Here is a 16,168-nt window from a genome sequence, read left to right as displayed (position 1 = left end):
CTGTCAACTGTTAACAGGAGGTCGGCGTGACACAGATCGTCAAGCGGGCAGAGTCGCTCGGAGCCCAGGTGGCACGCGTGCTGCGTCAGCGCATCGTGCGCGGGGACCTCGCGCCCGGCACCCGCATCACCGAGGAGGCGCTCGCCGAGGAGTTCGACGTGAGCCGCGGTCCGATCCGCGACGCCCTCACGCAGCTCAGCTTCGAGAACCTCGTCGAGGTGCAGCGCCCGCGCGGCGTGTACATCACCGGACTCACGAAAGACGACGTCGACCAGCTCTACAGCCTGCGCGGCGCCCTCGAGCAGCTCGCCCTCTCTCGGGCGATGCGCGTCGACGACCCAGCGCGCTGGGCGCCGATGGCGGCGGCCGTCGGGCGCATGAGTGCGGCTGCGGATGCCGGTGATCACGCGGCTTTCGTGACCGCCGACCTCGACTTCCACTCGCAGATCTACGCGCTCGCCGACCACCCGCGGCTCGAGGGGGCGTGGAGCCAGTACCTCCCGACGTTCGCCGCGCTGCTCGAGGTCACGATCAACCACGACGAAGACCTCCACGAGTCCTCGGGCGACCACTTCACGCTCATGGACGTCATGCGCACCGGCACTTCGGAGGAGGCATCCGCCGTTCTGGCCGCGCACCTCGACGGTGCCCGCGATCGGATGCTGAGCGAGATCCAGACGCGGGCCTGATCTCCCTCGGCCTTTCGAGTCGCGCGCCTCGCGGGTCTCGCCAGGCGAAGAGCGCCAGGTGAACGATGCGAAAGCCGGGGGCGTCAGCCCCGGCGGTGGAAGGGGCAACCGCGGACTCGACCTCCGGAGGCCGGCATGGTCGGAAGGCGGCGGAGGTTCACGTCGAGGCCCTGGTCGAGGATCTCGACCCGTCGGTCGCTCAGCGCGGAGACCGCGGCCGCGAGCCCCGCGATGGCGAGCTTCTCGCCGGGGCAGCGGTGTCCCGTACGCGGATCCGCTCCGCCGTGCGGGACGAAGGTCTCGATCGCCTCGTAGTCGTCGATCCCGACGAACCGGTCCGGAACGAAGTCCGCGGGACGGTCCCACGACGCCGCGTCCATGTTCGTGCCGAGGATGTCGAGCACGACGCGGTCGCCCGCCTCCACCCGCTCGCCGTCCAACTCGACGTCCTCCGTCGCCCAGGCGGGAAGCATCGGCACGAACGGCGAGGTGCGGCGGATCTCCTGCGCGAACGCCGTCGCCAGCGGGCCGCCGGTCAGCGAACCCCGCTCGGCTGCCTCGGTCGCGATGCGCCCGCGCCATTCGGGATGCTCATGCAGTCGCTTCGCGGCGTAGGCGACGAACCGCGCCACGGCGATCATCGGGCGCAGCACGTTCTGCAGTTCGATGCCCGCGAGCCGAGGAGACAGCAGCACGCCCGTCTCATCCCGGTGCCAGGCCCACTCGTGCAGGGCGGTCCCCGCGACGGTCTCGAGCTCGCCGCGCCGCACGGCCATGATGAGGTTCTCGGCGTGGCGGTCGGACCATGCCCGGTTGAACTGCGCGCTGAGGAAGGCGAGGGAGTAGGGCGCACCGAATCCGTCCACGATCTGCGCGAGCCGCTCGGCCCACCGAGTCTTCGCCCGCGCCGTCCCCGGGAGTCCGGCCCAGCGCATGACGGCGCGACCGAAGGCGCCGATCGCGGCCTCGTAGGCGGAACGGCGGCTCGTACCGGCCGCCCAGGCGTCGACCTCGCTCCGCCACTCGCGCTCGAGGTACGGCGCGAGACGCGCGACCTGCTCGTCTTCGTACGCGACGTCGAGGAAGGTCGTCTTGCGGTGGCGGTGCGTCGCGCCGTCGAGGCTGTGCACCGAGCCCTTCCCGAAAAGGGTGTTCTGAACGAGAGCGGGCATCGCGCCGTGCCGGGCGATCCGATCCCCGTCGTAGAACAGCGACACCGCCTCGGCGCCGCGCACGAACAGCGCAGGCTTTCCCAGCAGGCGCATCCCGACGGCGCGGGCCCCCGGTTCCGTGCGCCGCCAGAGGTGCTCGCCGAGGCGGTAGCCGCGGGTGAGCAGACCGATCGAGTCGTCGTGCAGAGGGCGGGGAGTACTCGATCGCATCAGCATGCGCCCACTGTCCCCGCACCGAAGCGCCGGCGATAGGGGCTTGCACGAAGGGCGAAGCCTGCTTAGGGCGCGAGCCTCCGCCGCAGACGCCAGGTGTTGCCGCGGGCGTCGGCGTAGTGTCGCAACTCGTCGAGCGCGGCGGTGGAGAGCGCCAGCCCTCGGCCGCTCTCGCTGTCGGCATCCGGCATCTCGACGCCGTCCCAGTCGATCTCCGCCGGCGGGGCGGTATCGGTGAGGGTCGCGAGGAGGTCGTCCGACGAGACGCGGATGTCGACGGTGAGGGTGACCCCGTTTGGGTCGTCGGTGTGCTGCACCATGTTGGTCGCCACCTCGCTCACGGCGAGGGCGAACAGCGTGCGGTCCCGGTCGGCGACGTGCGGGGCGTCCGCCCACAGCCCGTCGAGGGCGTCGAGGACGTGGTCGACGAGCTCGAGCCGGGCCGGCCCGTCGATGTGCACCGCGCGGGTCTCAGCGTCCATCGAACGCCGACTCCGGCGTCGGGTGGTCGCGCAGCACGCGATCGAGGTTGGTGAGGTGCAGCACGGTCTGCACCGCTTCGGGCACGGCGGCGATGCGCAGGTCGCCGCCGGCGACGCGCGCACTCTTCAGCCCGCCCACGAGGGCGCCGAGTCCGGACGAGTCGACGAACAGCAGACCCGCCATGTCGATGACGATGTTCGATTCGCCCGCGGCGATGAGGTCGCTCACCGCGTTGCGCAGCAGCGGTGCTCCCGTCGCGGTGAGTCGACCCGTCAGGCCGATGACGGCGTAGCCGTCGCGGGTGTCAGTGCTCAGATCCATGGGGCTCCTTCTCGAGGACTCGGGCGGCCGGCCCACGATAGCGGGCGGCCTGGATGATGACGCTCAGCACGACGAGGTCGTAGAGCACCCAGGCGGTGTTGACCAGTGTGCCGGTTCCGTCGGCGGTGCCGATGATGACGCGCGTCACGCCGATGACGAGGGCGACCGTCAGCACCACCATGGCCGTCAGCTGCGGCCAGATCTGCCCCCACGGCACGCCGCGAGGATCGCGACCGTCCTTGCGCGTCACGGCGAACGACAGGGGGCGGCCGAGCACGACGTTCGCGAACGCCGTCCAGCACGCTCGTATCCACACGGGGAAGAGGGCGAGCGAGTACTGCTGCCCGCGCCAGGTCCTGACCCCCTTCGCGACCACCAGGAACAGCACCTGATTCACGACGAAGTACGGCAGGAAACGCACGAAGAAATCGACCGACCATGCGGTGACCGGGAGCACCCCGAACACGAGGTACACGACGGGAGCCGTCAGGTACACGACCGCCGCGAACCCCGACAGGTAGCTCCACATCGTCGCGAAGTACATCAGGCGCTGGCCCACCGAGAGCCCGCGCTTGACCAGGGGGTTGTCGCGGAGCATCACCTGCAACGTGCCCTGTGCCCAGCGCAGCCGCTGGGTGAGCATGGTGCGAAGGTCCTCGGGAGCGAGGCCCTTGGCGAGGATCTCGTGATGGTAGACGCTGCGCCACCCCTGCGAGTGCAGCTGCATCGCGGTCGCCATGTCCTCGGTGACCGAGATGGTCGCCATCGGGAGGATGGGCTGGGCCTCGTCTCCGCGGTCGAGGCGCAGCGCGTCGAGCAGGGCGCGCACGGCGTCGAGCGCCGTGATGGGGGAGAGGTCGGATGCCGCCAGCGTCGCGAGCCCTGCCTCGTCGACGACGATCGCATCGAGTTCGGCATCGTGCTCGATCGGCAGCGCGCCGAGTTCGGCGAGGTCGGCGCGGATACCCGCGAGATCCTGCGCGACGAGGATGCGCGACGCGTCATCGACGGCCGATCGCACCCGGTCGGCCACCTCGGCCACGGCGACGCCCGCGGCCAGGTCGCGCCGCCCCTGGCGGATCACGATCTGCAGCGCGCTGAATTCGCGCGTCAGGTTCGGGTCGGCCGCCGCTCGGACCTCCGCCTCGATCATCGTCTCGGATGCGCGCAGCGCACGGGCGGCGGAGTCGGTGACCTCGCGGACGTAACCGATGATGCCGAGCCGCATGAGCGCCTCACGCCGGAGCACGGCGTTCGAACCGCAGAAGAACGCGGCGTTCCATCCGTCCTTGCCCTGCTGGATCGGACCGTAGAACAGCGGTGCCTGGGCTCCGAGAGGATCGGCCTCATCGACGTTCATGAACCACTGCGGGGTCTGGACGACGGCGACCTCGTAGTCGTCGGCGAAGTAGCCGAGGGTGCGGTGCAGGATGAGCGGATCGGGGATCTGGTCGGCGTCGAGGATGAGCAGGAACTCGCCGTCGGTCTGGAAGAGGGCGCTGTTCAGGTTGCCGGCCTTGGCGTGGCGCGGCTTGCCGGTCCAGTCGTCCGGGCGGGTGAGATACGACACCCCGGCATCACGCGCCGCCGCTTCGAGTTCCGGGCGGGAGCCGTCGTCGAGGATCCAGGTCGTGTGCGGATACGCGATGCGCTGGGCCGCACGCGCGGTCGTCATGACGAGCTCGATGGGCTCGTCGTACGTCGTGATGAAGACGTCGACCGTGCCACGCGGCTCCGATACGGGGGCCGGCCTCTCTTTGGCCCGCCACATGGTCAGGCAGAACAGGAAGGTGTCGATGAGGCTGTACGTCTCGGCGATCACGAGCGGTACCGCGATCCACCACGCCGACCAGTTCACCGATTCGAGCCAGCGCCACGCGACGTAGTTCACGCCGAGCAGCACCGACAGCAGGGCGAGGATGCGGATCGTGGCGAACCGGGCGCTCATGCATCCCTCCGGACGACGACCACGGTGATGTCGTCGGTCGCGGTTTCGGCGGTGGCGAGCCCCATCGCCTCCCGGATCGCTCCGTCGGGTCCGAGCTCGGTGAGCACGCGGTAGACGTGGGCGTAGGGATCGTCGGGATCGAGGACGTCGAGCAGGCCGTCACTGCAGCAGACGAATGCGTCCCCGCGTGCGAGGTTCGCGAGCCGCGGTGTCCGGATCTCCGCCGGCTGCAGGCCCATGCCCATCCCGAGCGGCAGGCTCGTCGAGCGCAGATGCTCCCACGAGCCGTCCGCGCGGAGGATGAAGGCGAGACTGTGCCCGGCGTCGATCACCTCGAGGTCGCCGGACTCCGGGTCGAGTTCCGCGTGCACGGCGGTGACGAACATCGCGGTGTCGCCGAGGTCCTGCTCGAGCAGACGATCGGCTTCGGCGATCGATGCCGTCAGCCCTCGTTCGGGGGCCGTACGCAGGGAGGCGCGCACGCTCGCGGCGATCAGCGCGGGGCCGGTGCCCTTGCCCATCGCGTCGGCGAGAGTGACGCGCAGGGCGCCGTCGACGATGTCGAGGTCGTAGAAGTCGCCCGCCAGAGCGCCACGCGAGATCGAACCGCCGGCGATCGTGTAGCCCGGGACCTCGGGATGGGCGTGCGGGCGCAGCGTGCTCTGGATGACGGCGGCGTGGTCGAGCTCGGCGTCGTTGGCGAGTTCGGACTGCACCCAGAACGCGAGATCGCGCAGCAGATCGAGCTGGGCGTCCGTGAGCGTGTGCGGTTCGGTGTCGAGCACGCACAGGGTGCCGATCGGCTCTCCTCCGGGCGCGTGCAGCGGATGCCCCGCATAGAACCGCAGATGCGGGTCGCCGGTCACGAACGGATTGTCGGCGAAGAGGTCCGTCAGTGCGGCATCCTCGATCACCACGGTGCGGTCCTGTCGAACCGTGTAATCGCAGAAGGAGTCCTGCCGTGGCGCCTGATCGGCGCCCAACCCGATCTCCGCCTTCCGCCATTGCCTGTCGCGGTCGATGAGCGAGACGCTCACCATCGGCACTCCGAACATCTCCTTCGCCAGTCGTGCCACCCGATCCACCCGCTCATCGCGGGGGGTGTCGAGGATCCCCAGTTCCTCGAGCGCTTGCTGTCTGCGTCGCTCGTCGAACACCTGCCGTCCCTCCTACGGTCTTTCTCCTGCCATCCTCGCATCCGAACGGGCCGGGTGGTGAGGGCGCGCGGAGGTGAAAACTTGGACAGTGTTGACTGTTAACAGTCAACACTGTTAGCCTCACGGTGTCGACAACACGGTCGACCCACGTAGAGGAGCAAAGATGCCCCGCAAGCGCATCACCCGGGCGGCCGCCGCACTCGCCGCCCTCGCAGCCACCGCTCTCGTCGTCTCGGCCTGCACCAAGGTCGAAGAGGGCGAAGATGCCGCGTCGGCATTCCCCGAGAAGGACATCCGCCTGATCATCCAGGCCAACCCCGGCGGCGGATCCGACCTGTCGTCGCGCGCCCTCGCGACCGAGCTCGAGAAGATCCTCGGCGTCAGCGTCATCCCCGAGAACATGCCCGGTGCGGCCGGCGCCCTGGCCATGGAGTACGTCGGCTCGCAGGACGCCGACGGCTACGTCATCGGCTTCGCCCCGGTCGAGATCGCCATGCTCAACACCACGCAGGGCGCCAACGTGCTGCCGGAGGACTTCGACCTCCTCGGCCAGATCATGCTCGCCCCCGGCGTCATCACGGTCGGCGCGAACAGCGGCATCGAGACCCTCGAAGACCTCGTCGCGCAGGCGAAGTCCGGCCCCGTGACCGTCGCCAACTCCGGCGCCGGCTCGATCTGGGAGGCCGCGACCGTCGGCCTCGGCACCGCGACCGATGCCGACTTCACCCCGGTCCCGTACGACGGTGGCGCGACCGCCGTCGCCGCTGCGGCATCCGGTGAGACCGTCGCCGCCGTCTCCGGACTCGGCGAAGCGCTCGCGCAGGGCGACGCCGTGCGCATCTTGGCCGTCATGAACGACGAGCGCCACCCCGACGCCGAAGACGTCGAGACGGTCGAAGAGGCCATCGGCGACGACGTCGTATTCGGTGGGTGGGGCGGAATCTACGCGCCGAAGGGTCTGCCCGACGACGTGAAGGAGACGCTCGAGGCCGCGGTCAAGGAGGCCGTCGAGTCCGACACCTACCAGCAGTTCCAGGCGGATGCCGGCAACCTCGTCGTCTACCGCGACTCGGCCGAGTGGACGACCTTCGTCGACGACCAGTTCACGCTGTTCCAGGACCTCCTGGGCTGAGAGCACTCCTGCGGGGCCGGCGTCCGTCGGCCCCGCAGCGCACCCCCTCCAACGAAGGAGAACCCATGTCGACCCCCGACATCGCTGCCGACGCGGCATCCGAGGACGAGTACGAGGGCGCACCCGCCTCGCGGGGCCTCGAGATCGCGTTCGGCGTGGTCGCCCTCGCCTTCACCGCGGGCTACCTCTTCCTCTCCACGCAGATCCCGCTGCGCCGCGAGGCCGCTCCCGGGCAGATCGACGCCCGATTCTGGCCCCTCGTCATCGGCGTCACCGGCGTGGTCATCGCGATCGCGATCCTCGCCGTCGCCGTCACCCGGCCGGCACCCACCCGTGAAGACCTCGAGCGCATCCAGCCCGGCGGCTACCTGCGCGTCATCGCCACGCTCGCGATCACCGGCGCCTTCATCGCCCTCTGGTCGCTCGGCACGGTCATCCTGTTCGGCTACCGCATCGAGGTGTTCCCGGTCGCGGCCGCCCTGCTCATGGCCGCCCTCATGCTCCTCTACGGTCACCGCCGCTGGCTGAGCCTCGTCATCTACTCCGCCTCCGTCACGGCGTTCGTCTACGTCGTGTTCGGGATGCTCCTGAGGATTCCCCTGTGAACGCGCTCATGGAGGGGCTGAACTCGCTCCTCGACATCTCGATCCTGCTCTACATGCTCGTCGGCCTCGTGCTCGGCTTCATGGTCGGAGCCTTCCCCGGCATCACCGCGACCATGGCCGTCGCCCTCGCCGCGGGCTTCACGATGACCCTCGAGCCCGTGCAGGGCCTGGCGGTGCTGCTCACCATCTACGTCGCCGCCAACTTCGGCGACCGTGTGCCGTCGATCCTCATCAACACCCCCGGCACCCCGGCATCCATCGCCACCACCCTCGACGGCTACCCGATGGCGAAGCAGGGCAGGGCCGGACTCGCGCTCACGATCTCGGCGATCGTCTCGGCCGTCGGCATCCTCGCCTCGCTCGTGCTGTTCTCGGTGGCCGCCGTGCCGATCGCGAGCTTCGCCCGTGACTACTTCAAGTCGCCCGAGCTTTTCGCGCTCGTCGTCTTCGGCATCTCGATCATGATCGGCATCTCGTCGAAGTCGATGCTCAAGGGCATCCTCGCCGGGCTCTTCGGTCTCATGCTCGGCAGCGTCGGCACGTACGCCGCGACCGCCGACCAGCGCTTCACCTTCGGGGTGCTCGAGCTCGTCGAGGGCGTCAACTTCATCGCCGTGATCATCGGCCTCTTCGGCATCGCCGAGTTGTTCGACCAGCTGCTCACGCACAAGAAGTCGCACGTGCGGCCCATCTCGAGCCTCGGTCGCTGGTGGCCGAACAGGTCCGAGCTGAAGCAGTCGGGCCGCGCCACCGCGGTCGGCGGCGCCGTCGGCCTCGGGGTCGGACTCATCCCGGCCGCGGGCGGCGACATCGCCGGCCTCATCGGATGGGAGCGGGCGCGCAAGGCGTCGAAGCACCCCGAGATGTTCGGCAAGGGGTCGATCGAGGGCGTCGCGGCATCCGACACCGCCTCGAGTGCCACGCTCGGCGGATCGCTCACCACCACGATGGCCCTCGGCATCCCCGGCGACTCCGTGATGGCCGTCATGATCGGCTCGATGATCATCTGGGGCATCACCCCCGGGCCCACGCTGTTCACCAACCGCCCCGACCTCGTCGTCTCGATCGTCGGCATCATGCTCGTCGCGACCATCCTGTCGCTCGTGCTCAGCCTCATCCGCATGAAGGGAATGGTGAAGCTGCTCGACGTGCCGCAGCCGTACCTGTGGAGCGGCATCCTGATCTTCTGCATCATCGGCACCTACGCGACCTCCAACAGCCTGTCGACCGTCGTCACGATGCTCGTGTTCGGCGTCGTGGGCGTGCTGCTCAAGCGCATGCAGGTGCCGGCCGGCCCCGTCGTGCTCGGTCTGCTGCTCGGCCCGCTCGCCGAGGAGAACCTCGCCCGCACCCTCGCGATCCTCCCGACGCGCCCGTTCTTCGAGGTCGTCAGCCCGATCGCGATCGTGCTGCTCGCCCTCGCCGTGCTCTCGATCGTGATGCCGGCGATCCGCGCGGCCCGCAAGCCGCGCGCCGAGCGCAAGTCGCTCGAGGACTCGATCCTCGACGACGAGAGCCGCGAGCAGATCGAGAAGGCGCACGACGAACTCGCCGCGAACCCCGACCTGCTCACCTCGACCGTGCGCAACGTCGACACATCCCCCCGCGCGCTCCGCAAGGCGCGCAAGAACTCCAAGGAGAACGAGAAGTGACCCGCTACGACATCCTGACCGCCGTCCCCACCGCGTTCCACCGCGACGGCAGCCTCGACCTGGAGGGGTCGCGCGCGATCTTCCGCTTCGTCGGGCAGTCGGGCAACGAGGGCGCGTTCATCCTGGGCACGACGGGGGAGTTCCCCGCGGTCGACGTCGAGGAGTTCCGCTCCCTCGTCGGCGCCGCGATCGCCGAACTCGCCGACCGCATGCGCGTGATCGTGCACGTCGGCCAGCCCAGCACCTTCGAGGCCGTGCGCCTGGTCGAGATCGCCCGCGGACTCGGCGCGACCGAGTTCGCCGCCCTCACCCCGTACTACCTGAAGTCGACCGACGACGCGATCTTCGACTACTTCCAGGCGGTGTCGGATGCCGTGGGCGACGGGCGCCTGTACGTCTACATCTACCCGGCGCGCAGCGGCAACACCGTCTCGCCCGAGCTGCTCGTGCGCCTCGCGGGGCTGCCGAACATCGTCGGCGCGAAGCTCAGCGAGCTGTCGCTCGACGAGATCGCCGCGTACCGCGCGGTCGTGCCCGCCGATTTCGACCTGTACACGGGAGCCGACCGCGACCTGATCGCCGCCGTCGGCGCCGGCGCGCAGGGCGTCGTCTCGGGCGTCTCGTCGGTCACGCCGAAGCCGTTCCGGGCGCTCGCGGACGCCGGGCGCTCGGGTGATGCGGGAGCGATCGCCGCCGCCCAGACCGCCGTCGACGACGTGGTGTCTCTGATCGGTGGCGACATGGCGCGCATGAAGGAGGCGTACCGCGTGCTCGACGTGGTCGACGCCTACTGCCGCATGGCGATCGCGGAGCCGACCGAGGCCGAGCGCACCGCCGTCGCCGAGGTGGTCGCCGCGCACCGCTGAGTATCTCGTGTGGGGCGCTTCGACAGGCTCAGCGACCCAGCCGTATGGGTCCCTGAGCCTTGCCTGCGGGCGCCCGCCCACAGGAAACCGAAAGGTGGCCTTCCTAGCGTCGAAGACGGGTTCCCCCGCCCGCTCCGCGCCTGGCGCGCGGTGTCCTGCCACGAAGGAAGGCCTCCTCATGACGAACACCACCGCCCACACCTCCGCCGCGACCGCGTGGGGACTCCTCGTCCTCCGCGTCGTCGTCGGCGGCATCTTCTTCGCCCACGGCGCGCAGAAGATCTTCGAGTACACGCTCGCCGGAACCACGCAGAGCTTCGCCGGGATGGGCGTGCCGCTGCCCGAGATCGCTGCCCCCTTCGTCGCCTTCCTCGAGCTGATCGGCGGGGCGATGCTGGTGCTCGGCCTCTTCTCGCGCCTCGCCGGCATCCTTCTGGCTGTCGACATGGTGGTGGCGCTCGTGCTGGTGCACCTGCCCGCGGGCTTCTGGGTCGGCGAGGGCGGCTACGAGTTCGTCGCCCTGCTCGGCGCCTCCGCGCTGGCGATCGCCTTCACGGGTGCCGGACGCTTCTCGGTCGACCGTGGCGTGCTCCGCGGGCGCGCCCCGGCCTGGCTCGCCTGACCTCAGGAGACGGAACGACGGATGCCGCGGGGCTCAGCCCCCGCGGCATCCGTCGTTTTCCGGAGATCTTCGTACGCGCGAGGTTGCGTAACCATTTGGTGCTTGACAGGGAGAAGACTACGAAGTTATCTTTATGAAACCGATTTCACGCATCCCGAGCGAGGAGTCGGCTGCACCGTCGCAGAGAACTTGCTGGCCAAAGGAGTGAACAGTGAAGTCGAACCCCCTACACCCGTCCCGCAACGCACGCGCGCTGCGGATCACCGGCCTCGCCGCCGTCGCCGCCATCGCCCTCGCGGGCTGCGCATCGGGCGGAGACAGCGATGCCGGAAGCGCCGGAGGAGAACTGACGTTCTCGAACTGGCAGTTCCTCGAAGACGGCAAGGGTCCCATCATCTGGGATGCCGTCAAGGGATACACCGGACCGAACGACGACATCGAGCTCACCAAGGTCGAGATCCCGTTCGCGAACTACGCCGACAAGCTCAGCACCGAGCTCGGTGCCGGTGGCGGCCCCGACGTCATGGTGCTGCAGGACAGCCAGTTCGCCTCGCTGGTGGATGCTGGCGTGCTCGAGCCCCTCGACGACATCGCCGACGAGCTCGGCGACGACCTCAACAACACCAACGAGGCGGGCGTGTTCGACGGCGGGCAGTACGGCTTCAACTGGGAGCGCCCGACCTACAGCACCGTCATCTACAACAAGGACATCTTCGCGCAGCTCGGACTCGAGGTGCCGACCACGTTCGACGAGTTCCTCACCACCGCGCAGACCATCAAGGACGAGCTGGGCATCGCCGGCTGGGCGGGTCGTCACCAGACCGCCGAGATCGACGGCTGGACGCTCGAGATGGCCAACTGGATCTACGGGTTCGGCGGCGAGCTGAGCGACGGCGATGCGCTCACGATCGACCGCGCCGAGAACGTCGAGGCCGTCGAGGCGTTCCTCGAGACCTTCGCCTCGGGCGTCGCGCCCATCGGCGACGACGCGTCGACGTTCCGCGCGAAGTTCGGCCAGGGCCAGGTCGGCATGCTGTTCGAGAACTCGGGCGTCGCGACCACCATCACGAGCAATCCCGACAACGCCGTGAACGGGCAGAACATGGGCGCGGCTCCGCTGCCGCTGGCGAACCCGGGCTCGAACTCGCAGCTGATCATCGCCGTCAACGCGAACAGCGACAACAAGGAGGCCGCGAAGGACTTCGTGCGCTGGGTGCTCGGCGAGGAGGGGCAGACCGCGATCCGTGCGGGCCTCGGCGCCTCGGCCATGGCGACCGACGTCGAGCCGGATGCCGCGTTCCTCGAGGCGAACCCCTGGGCGACGCAGTTCCTCGAGGCCGCCAAGACCTCGAAGTCGACCCTCGTCGAGGGCTTCGAGACCGAGAGCAAGGTCATCTGGCGCGAGGTGCTCACGGCGGTCGAGGACCTGCGGGTCAACGGCGGCGACGTGAAGGCCAAGCTCGCCGAGGTGCAGGAGACCCTCGAAGCCGAACTCGGCTGAGCACTCCGAGGGGCGGGCGGTTCTTCCCCCGGCCGCCCGCCCCTCGGCCACTCCCGCGACACGCGAAAGGACACCCGGCCATGGCCACCCCCACGCTCGAGGCGCCGCAGACCGCGCCCCCCGCCTCGCCGCCGAGGCGTCGCCGCGACAGCGGTGCGATCTCGCGCTTCATCGAGCGCAACGGCGCCTACCTCTTCCTCTTCCCGGCGATCGCGTACCTGGCGATCTTCACGGTCTTCCCCCTGATCCGCGGCGTGCTGCTGTCGTTCACGGCCACCAAGCTCGTGAACCCCTCGGGTGGGCGCCCGGTCGGCCTCGAGAACTACGACTACCTGCTCTCGAGCGACAAGTTCTGGACCTCGGTCGCCACGACCCTCCTCTACACGCTCTTCACCGTCGTGTTCTCGGTGGCTATCGGCACCGCCGGCGCCCTGCTGCTCAACACCGCGTTCAAGGGCCGGGGCATCATCCGCGCGATCGCGACGATCCCGTGGGCCGTGCCCACCGTCGCCGCCGCCCTCATCTTCGTGTGGATCTACAACAACGAGCAGGGCATCCTGAACCGCACCACCAGCGCACTGGGGCTCGGAGAGCACGGCTGGCTCGTCGATCCGCAGTACGGGCTCTTCGCCGTCACGCTCGCGACGGTCTGGAAGCTCACCCCGCTCGTCATGCTCGTGATGCTCAGCGCCCTGCAGAGCGTGCCGCACGAGCTGCGCGAGGCGACCTGGGTCGACGGCGCGACGCGCTTCCAGTCGTTCCGCGCCGTCACCCTCCCGCACATCATGCCGACCATCCGCGTCATCACGCTGCTCATGACGATCTGGTCGATCCGGCGCTTCGAGATCATCTTCCTCATCACCGGCGGCGGACCGCTCGACGTCACCAACACGCTCGTGGTGAACGTCTACCGCACCGCCTTCCAGGACCAGAACCTCGGGCGGGCCGCCGCGATCGGCGCCCTCGGCCTCGTGCTCTCGCTGCTGGTCACGGTCGTCTACTTCATCGTCGAGCAGATCCAGGAACGTCAGGAGAGCCAGCGATGACCACCGTGCGCATTCCCACCGACCTCCCGCGCCGCCGCGGCGTCGCCGCCAAGTTCGGCAGCCTCGGCAAGGCCGCGCTGATCACCCTGCTCGTCGTGTTCGCCGGATTCCCCGTCTACTGGATGCTGTCGACCTCGCTCGGCACCGAGGCCTCGCTGTACGGCGGATCGCAGCCGCTCGTGCCCGAGGTGCAGAACATCGGGCAGTGGGGCGGGTTCCTCGCCGACATCCCGATCTTCCGCTGGCTCGGCAACTCCTTCGTGATCGCCGCGGGCACCACGATCCTCAGCCTCGTGCTGGCGACCATGGCCGCCTACGCGCTCAGCCGCTACAAGTTCCACGGCCGCGGTGTCGCCGGGTTCATCTTCTTCAGCACCCAGATGCTGCCCGAAGCGCTGATCATCGTGCCGCTGTACGCGATCTTCGCCGGGGCCGGGCTGCTCAACAGCCACTGGGGCCTCGTGCTCGCCGACACCGCGTTCGTGATGCCGGTGGCGATGTTCATCATCAAGAGCGGCATCGACAAGATCCCCTACGAGATCGAGGAGTCGGCGCGCATCGACGGATGCTCCCGCCTGCGCATCCTGACCACCATCGTGCTGCCGCTGGTCATGCCGAGCATCGCGGCCGCCTCGGTCATCGCGTTCTTCGACGGCTGGAACGAGTTCATGTTCGCGAACACGTTCATCTCGTCGAGCGATCTGTGGCCGGCATCCGTGGGTCTGTCGTCGTTCCTCGGCCAGTTCTACACGCCGATGAACGTCGTGATGTTCTGCGCCCTGCTGTTCGCCCTGCCCGCGATCATCTTCTTCCTGTGGGCGCAGCGCGGCATCGTGTCGGGGCTGACCGCCGGATCCGTCAAGGGCTGAGCGCCCTGCAACCTGGAGTATCGAAAGACATGTCTGAAGGATTCGACCCGCTGTTCTCCGTGCGCGACAAGGTGGTGGTCGTCACCGGCGGCTTCGGCCAGATCGGCGCCGAGTTCGTGCGCGAACTGCACGGGCGCGGTGCCCGCGTCGCCGTCACCTCCCGCCGCGAGGTGGCCGACCCGTCGGCGGAGCTCGGCATCGCCGACCCCGACGGCCGGCTGCTCGCGGTCGCGATGGACATCACCGACCAGCAGAGCGTGGATGCCGGATTCGACCGGGTGCTGGAGGCCTGGGGCGTGCCGACCGTCGTGGTCAACAACGCGGGCCTCGACACCCAGCCCAGCGCGCCGCCCGAGGTCTCGGGCCCGTTCGAGCAGTTCCCCGCCGAGGTGTTCCGCGAGGTGGTCGACACGAACCTCGTCGGCACCTTCCTCGTCACCCAGGCGGCCGGTCGTCGGATGCGCGACGCCGGACTCGGCGGCTCGATCGTCAACGTCGGATCGATCTACGGCATGGTCTCGCCGGTGCAGGACATCTACGCCTACAAGGCCGAGCAGACCGGCATCCCGTTCATCAAACCGGTCGCGTACTCGGCCGCGAAGTCGGGCCTGTACAACCTCACCCGCTATTGCGCGACCTACTGGGGGCGCGCCGGCATCCGCGTCAACACGCTCACGCCCTCAGGCGTGCGCCGCGACACGCAGGACGCGACCTTCCAGGCCAACTACACCGCCCGCATGCCGATCGGACGGATGGCCGAGGCGAACGAGTTCAACGGCGCCCTGGTCTTCCTCGCCTCCGACGCCTCGACCTACATGACCGGGTCGAACGTCGTCGTCGACGGAGGGTGGACGGCGTGGTGAACGACCTGCTGGGCACGCGGCTCTTCATGGCCGCCGTCACCCCGATGCGCTCCGACGAGAGCGTCGACCATCAGGCGCTCGCCGCGATGCTCGACGGCGACATCCGCCGGGGCGTCGAGGGCGTCTACGTGTGCGGCTCGTCGGGGGAGGGCGTGCTGCTCTCGGAGGCCGAGCGCATCGCGGTGGCCGAGACCGCCGTCGCCGCCGCCGCGGGCCGCGTGCCCGTCGTCTCGCACGTGGGTGCGATGTCGACCGGTGAGGCGGTGCGCATCGCGCAGGCGGCGAAGCATGCCGGGGTCGGTGCGATCTCGATGATCCCGCCGCTCTACTACGGCTACTCCACCGACGACGTCGTGCGGCACTTCCGCACCGTGATCGACGCCGTCGACCTGCCGTTCGTGCTCTACAACATCCCGCAGTTCACCGGCCGCGACATCTCGGAGGGCGGCTTCGACGAACTGCTCGCCCTGCCGCAGGTGATCGGCGTCAAGCACACCTCGCGCAACCTCTACGGCGCCGAGCGCATCCTGCACCGCTACCCGCACCAGACGCTCATCAACGGGTTCGACGAGTTCTACCTGCCGGCGCTGTCGATCGGTGCGCGAGGAGCGATCGGCACCACCGTCGCGCTGCAGATCGAGCTCTTCCTGTCGCTGCGCCGTCGGTTCGAGGCGGGCGACCTCGCCGGGGCGCGCGCCGTGCAGGTGCGCATCAACGACACGGTCGAGGCGATGGTCGAGGTCGGCGTCTTCGGCGCCGCGAAGTACCTCGGCGGCAAGGCATCCGCTCTGTCGCTCGGCGACTGCCGTTCGCCGCTGCCGTCCCTTGACGACGCCGCGCGCGCCCGACTCGACGAGGTGCACGCCCGCCTGCAGGAGCACATCGCGACGACCGCCGCCGAGGATGCCGCCTGACCCCGCGCGTGCATCGACCGGTGCGAAATGACGGTTCTCGCGGGCCATAACCGACGCTTGGCACCGATCGATGCACGGGCGGGGCGGATAGGGTGAAGCATCCGGGCAGCAGAGG

At 69.3% G+C, this 16,168-nt stretch carries 16 protein-coding genes; 11 read left to right on the top strand and 5 right to left on the bottom strand.

All coding sequences use genetic code 11. From position 1 onward, the window contains the following. Window positions 1–26 precede the first annotated feature (26 nt). Entirely contained in the window at window positions 27–689 is a 663-nt protein-coding gene (locus tag KV396_RS05060) for a GntR family transcriptional regulator (RefSeq protein ID WP_247633663.1), read from the top strand. Between the two features lie 83 nt (window positions 690–772). Here the strand turns inward: KV396_RS05060 and KV396_RS05055 are convergent, their stop codons facing one another. The 5 genes from KV396_RS05055 to KV396_RS05035 form a co-directional block, all read right to left on the bottom strand. Next, window positions 773–2,077 carry a cytochrome P450 gene (locus KV396_RS05055; RefSeq protein WP_247957054.1) on the bottom strand — a complete coding sequence of 435 codons (1,305 nt, stop codon included), beginning with the start codon at window positions 2,075–2,077 and terminating at the stop codon, window positions 773–775. 62 nt (window positions 2,078–2,139) lie between these two features. Continuing rightward, a complete protein-coding gene (locus KV396_RS05050) occupies window positions 2,140–2,556 on the bottom strand; it encodes an ATP-binding protein (protein WP_247957053.1) in 417 nt (138 codons plus the stop codon). After that, window positions 2,546–2,878 carry an STAS domain-containing protein gene (locus KV396_RS05045; RefSeq protein WP_247633666.1) on the bottom strand — a complete coding sequence of 111 codons (333 nt, stop codon included), beginning with the start codon at window positions 2,876–2,878 and terminating at the stop codon, window positions 2,546–2,548. Before KV396_RS05045 ends, KV396_RS05050 begins: the two co-directional genes overlap by 11 nt. Further along, entirely contained in the window at window positions 2,862–4,826 is a 1,965-nt protein-coding gene (locus tag KV396_RS05040; RefSeq protein WP_247957052.1) for a glycosyltransferase family 2 protein, read from the bottom strand. The genes KV396_RS05045 and KV396_RS05040 overlap by 17 nt, the downstream gene beginning before the upstream one ends. Continuing rightward, a complete protein-coding gene (locus KV396_RS05035; RefSeq protein ID WP_247957051.1) occupies window positions 4,823–5,983 on the bottom strand; it encodes a PP2C family protein-serine/threonine phosphatase in 1,161 nt (386 codons plus the stop codon). Before KV396_RS05035 ends, KV396_RS05040 begins: the two co-directional genes overlap by 4 nt. A 163-nt stretch (window positions 5,984–6,146) precedes the next feature. Between KV396_RS05035 and KV396_RS05030 the strand changes: the two genes are divergently transcribed. The 10 genes from KV396_RS05030 to KV396_RS04985 all read left to right on the top strand — a co-directional run bounded on the left by KV396_RS05030 (window position 6,147) and on the right by KV396_RS04985 (window position 16,053). Further along, window positions 6,147–7,115, top strand: a complete 969-nt coding sequence (locus KV396_RS05030) for a tripartite tricarboxylate transporter substrate binding protein (RefSeq protein ID WP_247957050.1) — start codon at window positions 6,147–6,149, stop codon at window positions 7,113–7,115. Window positions 7,116–7,180: 65 nt separating this feature from the next. Continuing rightward, window positions 7,181–7,720: a tripartite tricarboxylate transporter TctB family protein gene (locus KV396_RS05025; RefSeq protein WP_247957049.1), complete on the top strand. Its 540-nt coding sequence runs from the start codon at window positions 7,181–7,183 to the stop codon at window positions 7,718–7,720. Further along, window positions 7,717–9,372: a tripartite tricarboxylate transporter permease gene (locus KV396_RS05020; protein WP_247624339.1), complete on the top strand. Its 1,656-nt coding sequence runs from the start codon at window positions 7,717–7,719 to the stop codon at window positions 9,370–9,372. The genes KV396_RS05025 and KV396_RS05020 overlap by 4 nt, the downstream gene beginning before the upstream one ends. Continuing rightward, complete coding sequence (locus KV396_RS05015; protein WP_247633671.1) at window positions 9,369–10,238, top strand: dihydrodipicolinate synthase family protein; 870 nt, start codon at window positions 9,369–9,371, stop codon at window positions 10,236–10,238. The genes KV396_RS05020 and KV396_RS05015 overlap by 4 nt, the downstream gene beginning before the upstream one ends. A gap of 178 nt (window positions 10,239–10,416) precedes the next feature. Beyond that, complete coding sequence (locus tag KV396_RS05010) at window positions 10,417–10,860, top strand: DoxX family protein (protein WP_247624341.1); 444 nt, start codon at window positions 10,417–10,419, stop codon at window positions 10,858–10,860. A 211-nt stretch (window positions 10,861–11,071) separates the two neighbouring features. Continuing rightward, window positions 11,072–12,361: an ABC transporter substrate-binding protein gene (locus tag KV396_RS05005; RefSeq protein WP_247957048.1), complete on the top strand. Its 1,290-nt coding sequence runs from the start codon at window positions 11,072–11,074 to the stop codon at window positions 12,359–12,361. An 80-nt stretch (window positions 12,362–12,441) separates the two neighbouring features. Beyond that, on the top strand, window positions 12,442–13,407 hold the full coding sequence (locus KV396_RS05000; protein ID WP_247633672.1) for a carbohydrate ABC transporter permease: 966 nt from the start codon (window positions 12,442–12,444) through the stop codon (window positions 13,405–13,407). Further along, the gene (locus KV396_RS04995) at window positions 13,404–14,276 is read left to right on the top strand and encodes a carbohydrate ABC transporter permease (protein WP_247624344.1); all 873 of its coding nucleotides are present in this window, start codon (window positions 13,404–13,406) and stop codon (window positions 14,274–14,276) included. Before KV396_RS05000 ends, KV396_RS04995 begins: the two co-directional genes overlap by 4 nt. Window positions 14,277–14,305: 29 nt before the next feature. Next, window positions 14,306–15,139, top strand: a complete 834-nt coding sequence (locus tag KV396_RS04990) for an SDR family oxidoreductase (protein ID WP_247957047.1) — start codon at window positions 14,306–14,308, stop codon at window positions 15,137–15,139. Beyond that, the gene (locus KV396_RS04985; RefSeq protein ID WP_247957046.1) at window positions 15,133–16,053 is read left to right on the top strand and encodes a dihydrodipicolinate synthase family protein; all 921 of its coding nucleotides are present in this window, start codon (window positions 15,133–15,135) and stop codon (window positions 16,051–16,053) included. Before KV396_RS04990 ends, KV396_RS04985 begins: the two co-directional genes overlap by 7 nt. Window positions 16,054–16,168: the final 115 nt, after the last annotated feature.

The sequence above is a fragment of the Microbacterium galbinum genome, from assembly GCF_023101185.1.
In the GTDB taxonomy this organism is placed as follows: Bacteria; Actinomycetota; Actinomycetes; order Actinomycetales; family Microbacteriaceae; genus Microbacterium; species Microbacterium galbinum.
This window is presented reverse-complemented; position numbering and strand designations above follow the sequence as displayed.

What these genes read in the sequence shown, in the direction of transcription:
- KV396_RS05045 (WP_247633666.1), bottom strand. Translation starts at nt 2,878, where the DNA reads ATGGATCTGAGCACTGACACCCGCGACGGCTACGCCGTCATCGGCCTG.
- KV396_RS04995 (WP_247624344.1), top strand. Translation starts at nt 13,404, where the DNA reads ATGACCACCGTGCGCATTCCCACCGACCTCCCGCGCCGCCGCGGCGTC.
- KV396_RS05055 (WP_247957054.1), bottom strand. Translation starts at nt 2,077, where the DNA reads ATGCTGATGCGATCGAGTACTCCCCGCCCTCTGCACGACGACTCGATC.
- KV396_RS05010 (WP_247624341.1), top strand. Translation starts at nt 10,417, where the DNA reads ATGACGAACACCACCGCCCACACCTCCGCCGCGACCGCGTGGGGACTC.
- KV396_RS05000 (WP_247633672.1), top strand. Translation starts at nt 12,442, where the DNA reads ATGGCCACCCCCACGCTCGAGGCGCCGCAGACCGCGCCCCCCGCCTCG.
- KV396_RS05030 (WP_247957050.1), top strand. Translation starts at nt 6,147, where the DNA reads ATGCCCCGCAAGCGCATCACCCGGGCGGCCGCCGCACTCGCCGCCCTC.
- KV396_RS05040 (WP_247957052.1), bottom strand. Translation starts at nt 4,826, where the DNA reads ATGAGCGCCCGGTTCGCCACGATCCGCATCCTCGCCCTGCTGTCGGTG.
- KV396_RS05050 (WP_247957053.1), bottom strand. Translation starts at nt 2,556, where the DNA reads ATGGACGCTGAGACCCGCGCGGTGCACATCGACGGGCCGGCCCGGCTC.
- KV396_RS05025 (WP_247957049.1), top strand. Translation starts at nt 7,181, where the DNA reads ATGTCGACCCCCGACATCGCTGCCGACGCGGCATCCGAGGACGAGTAC.
- KV396_RS04990 (WP_247957047.1), top strand. Translation starts at nt 14,306, where the DNA reads ATGTCTGAAGGATTCGACCCGCTGTTCTCCGTGCGCGACAAGGTGGTG.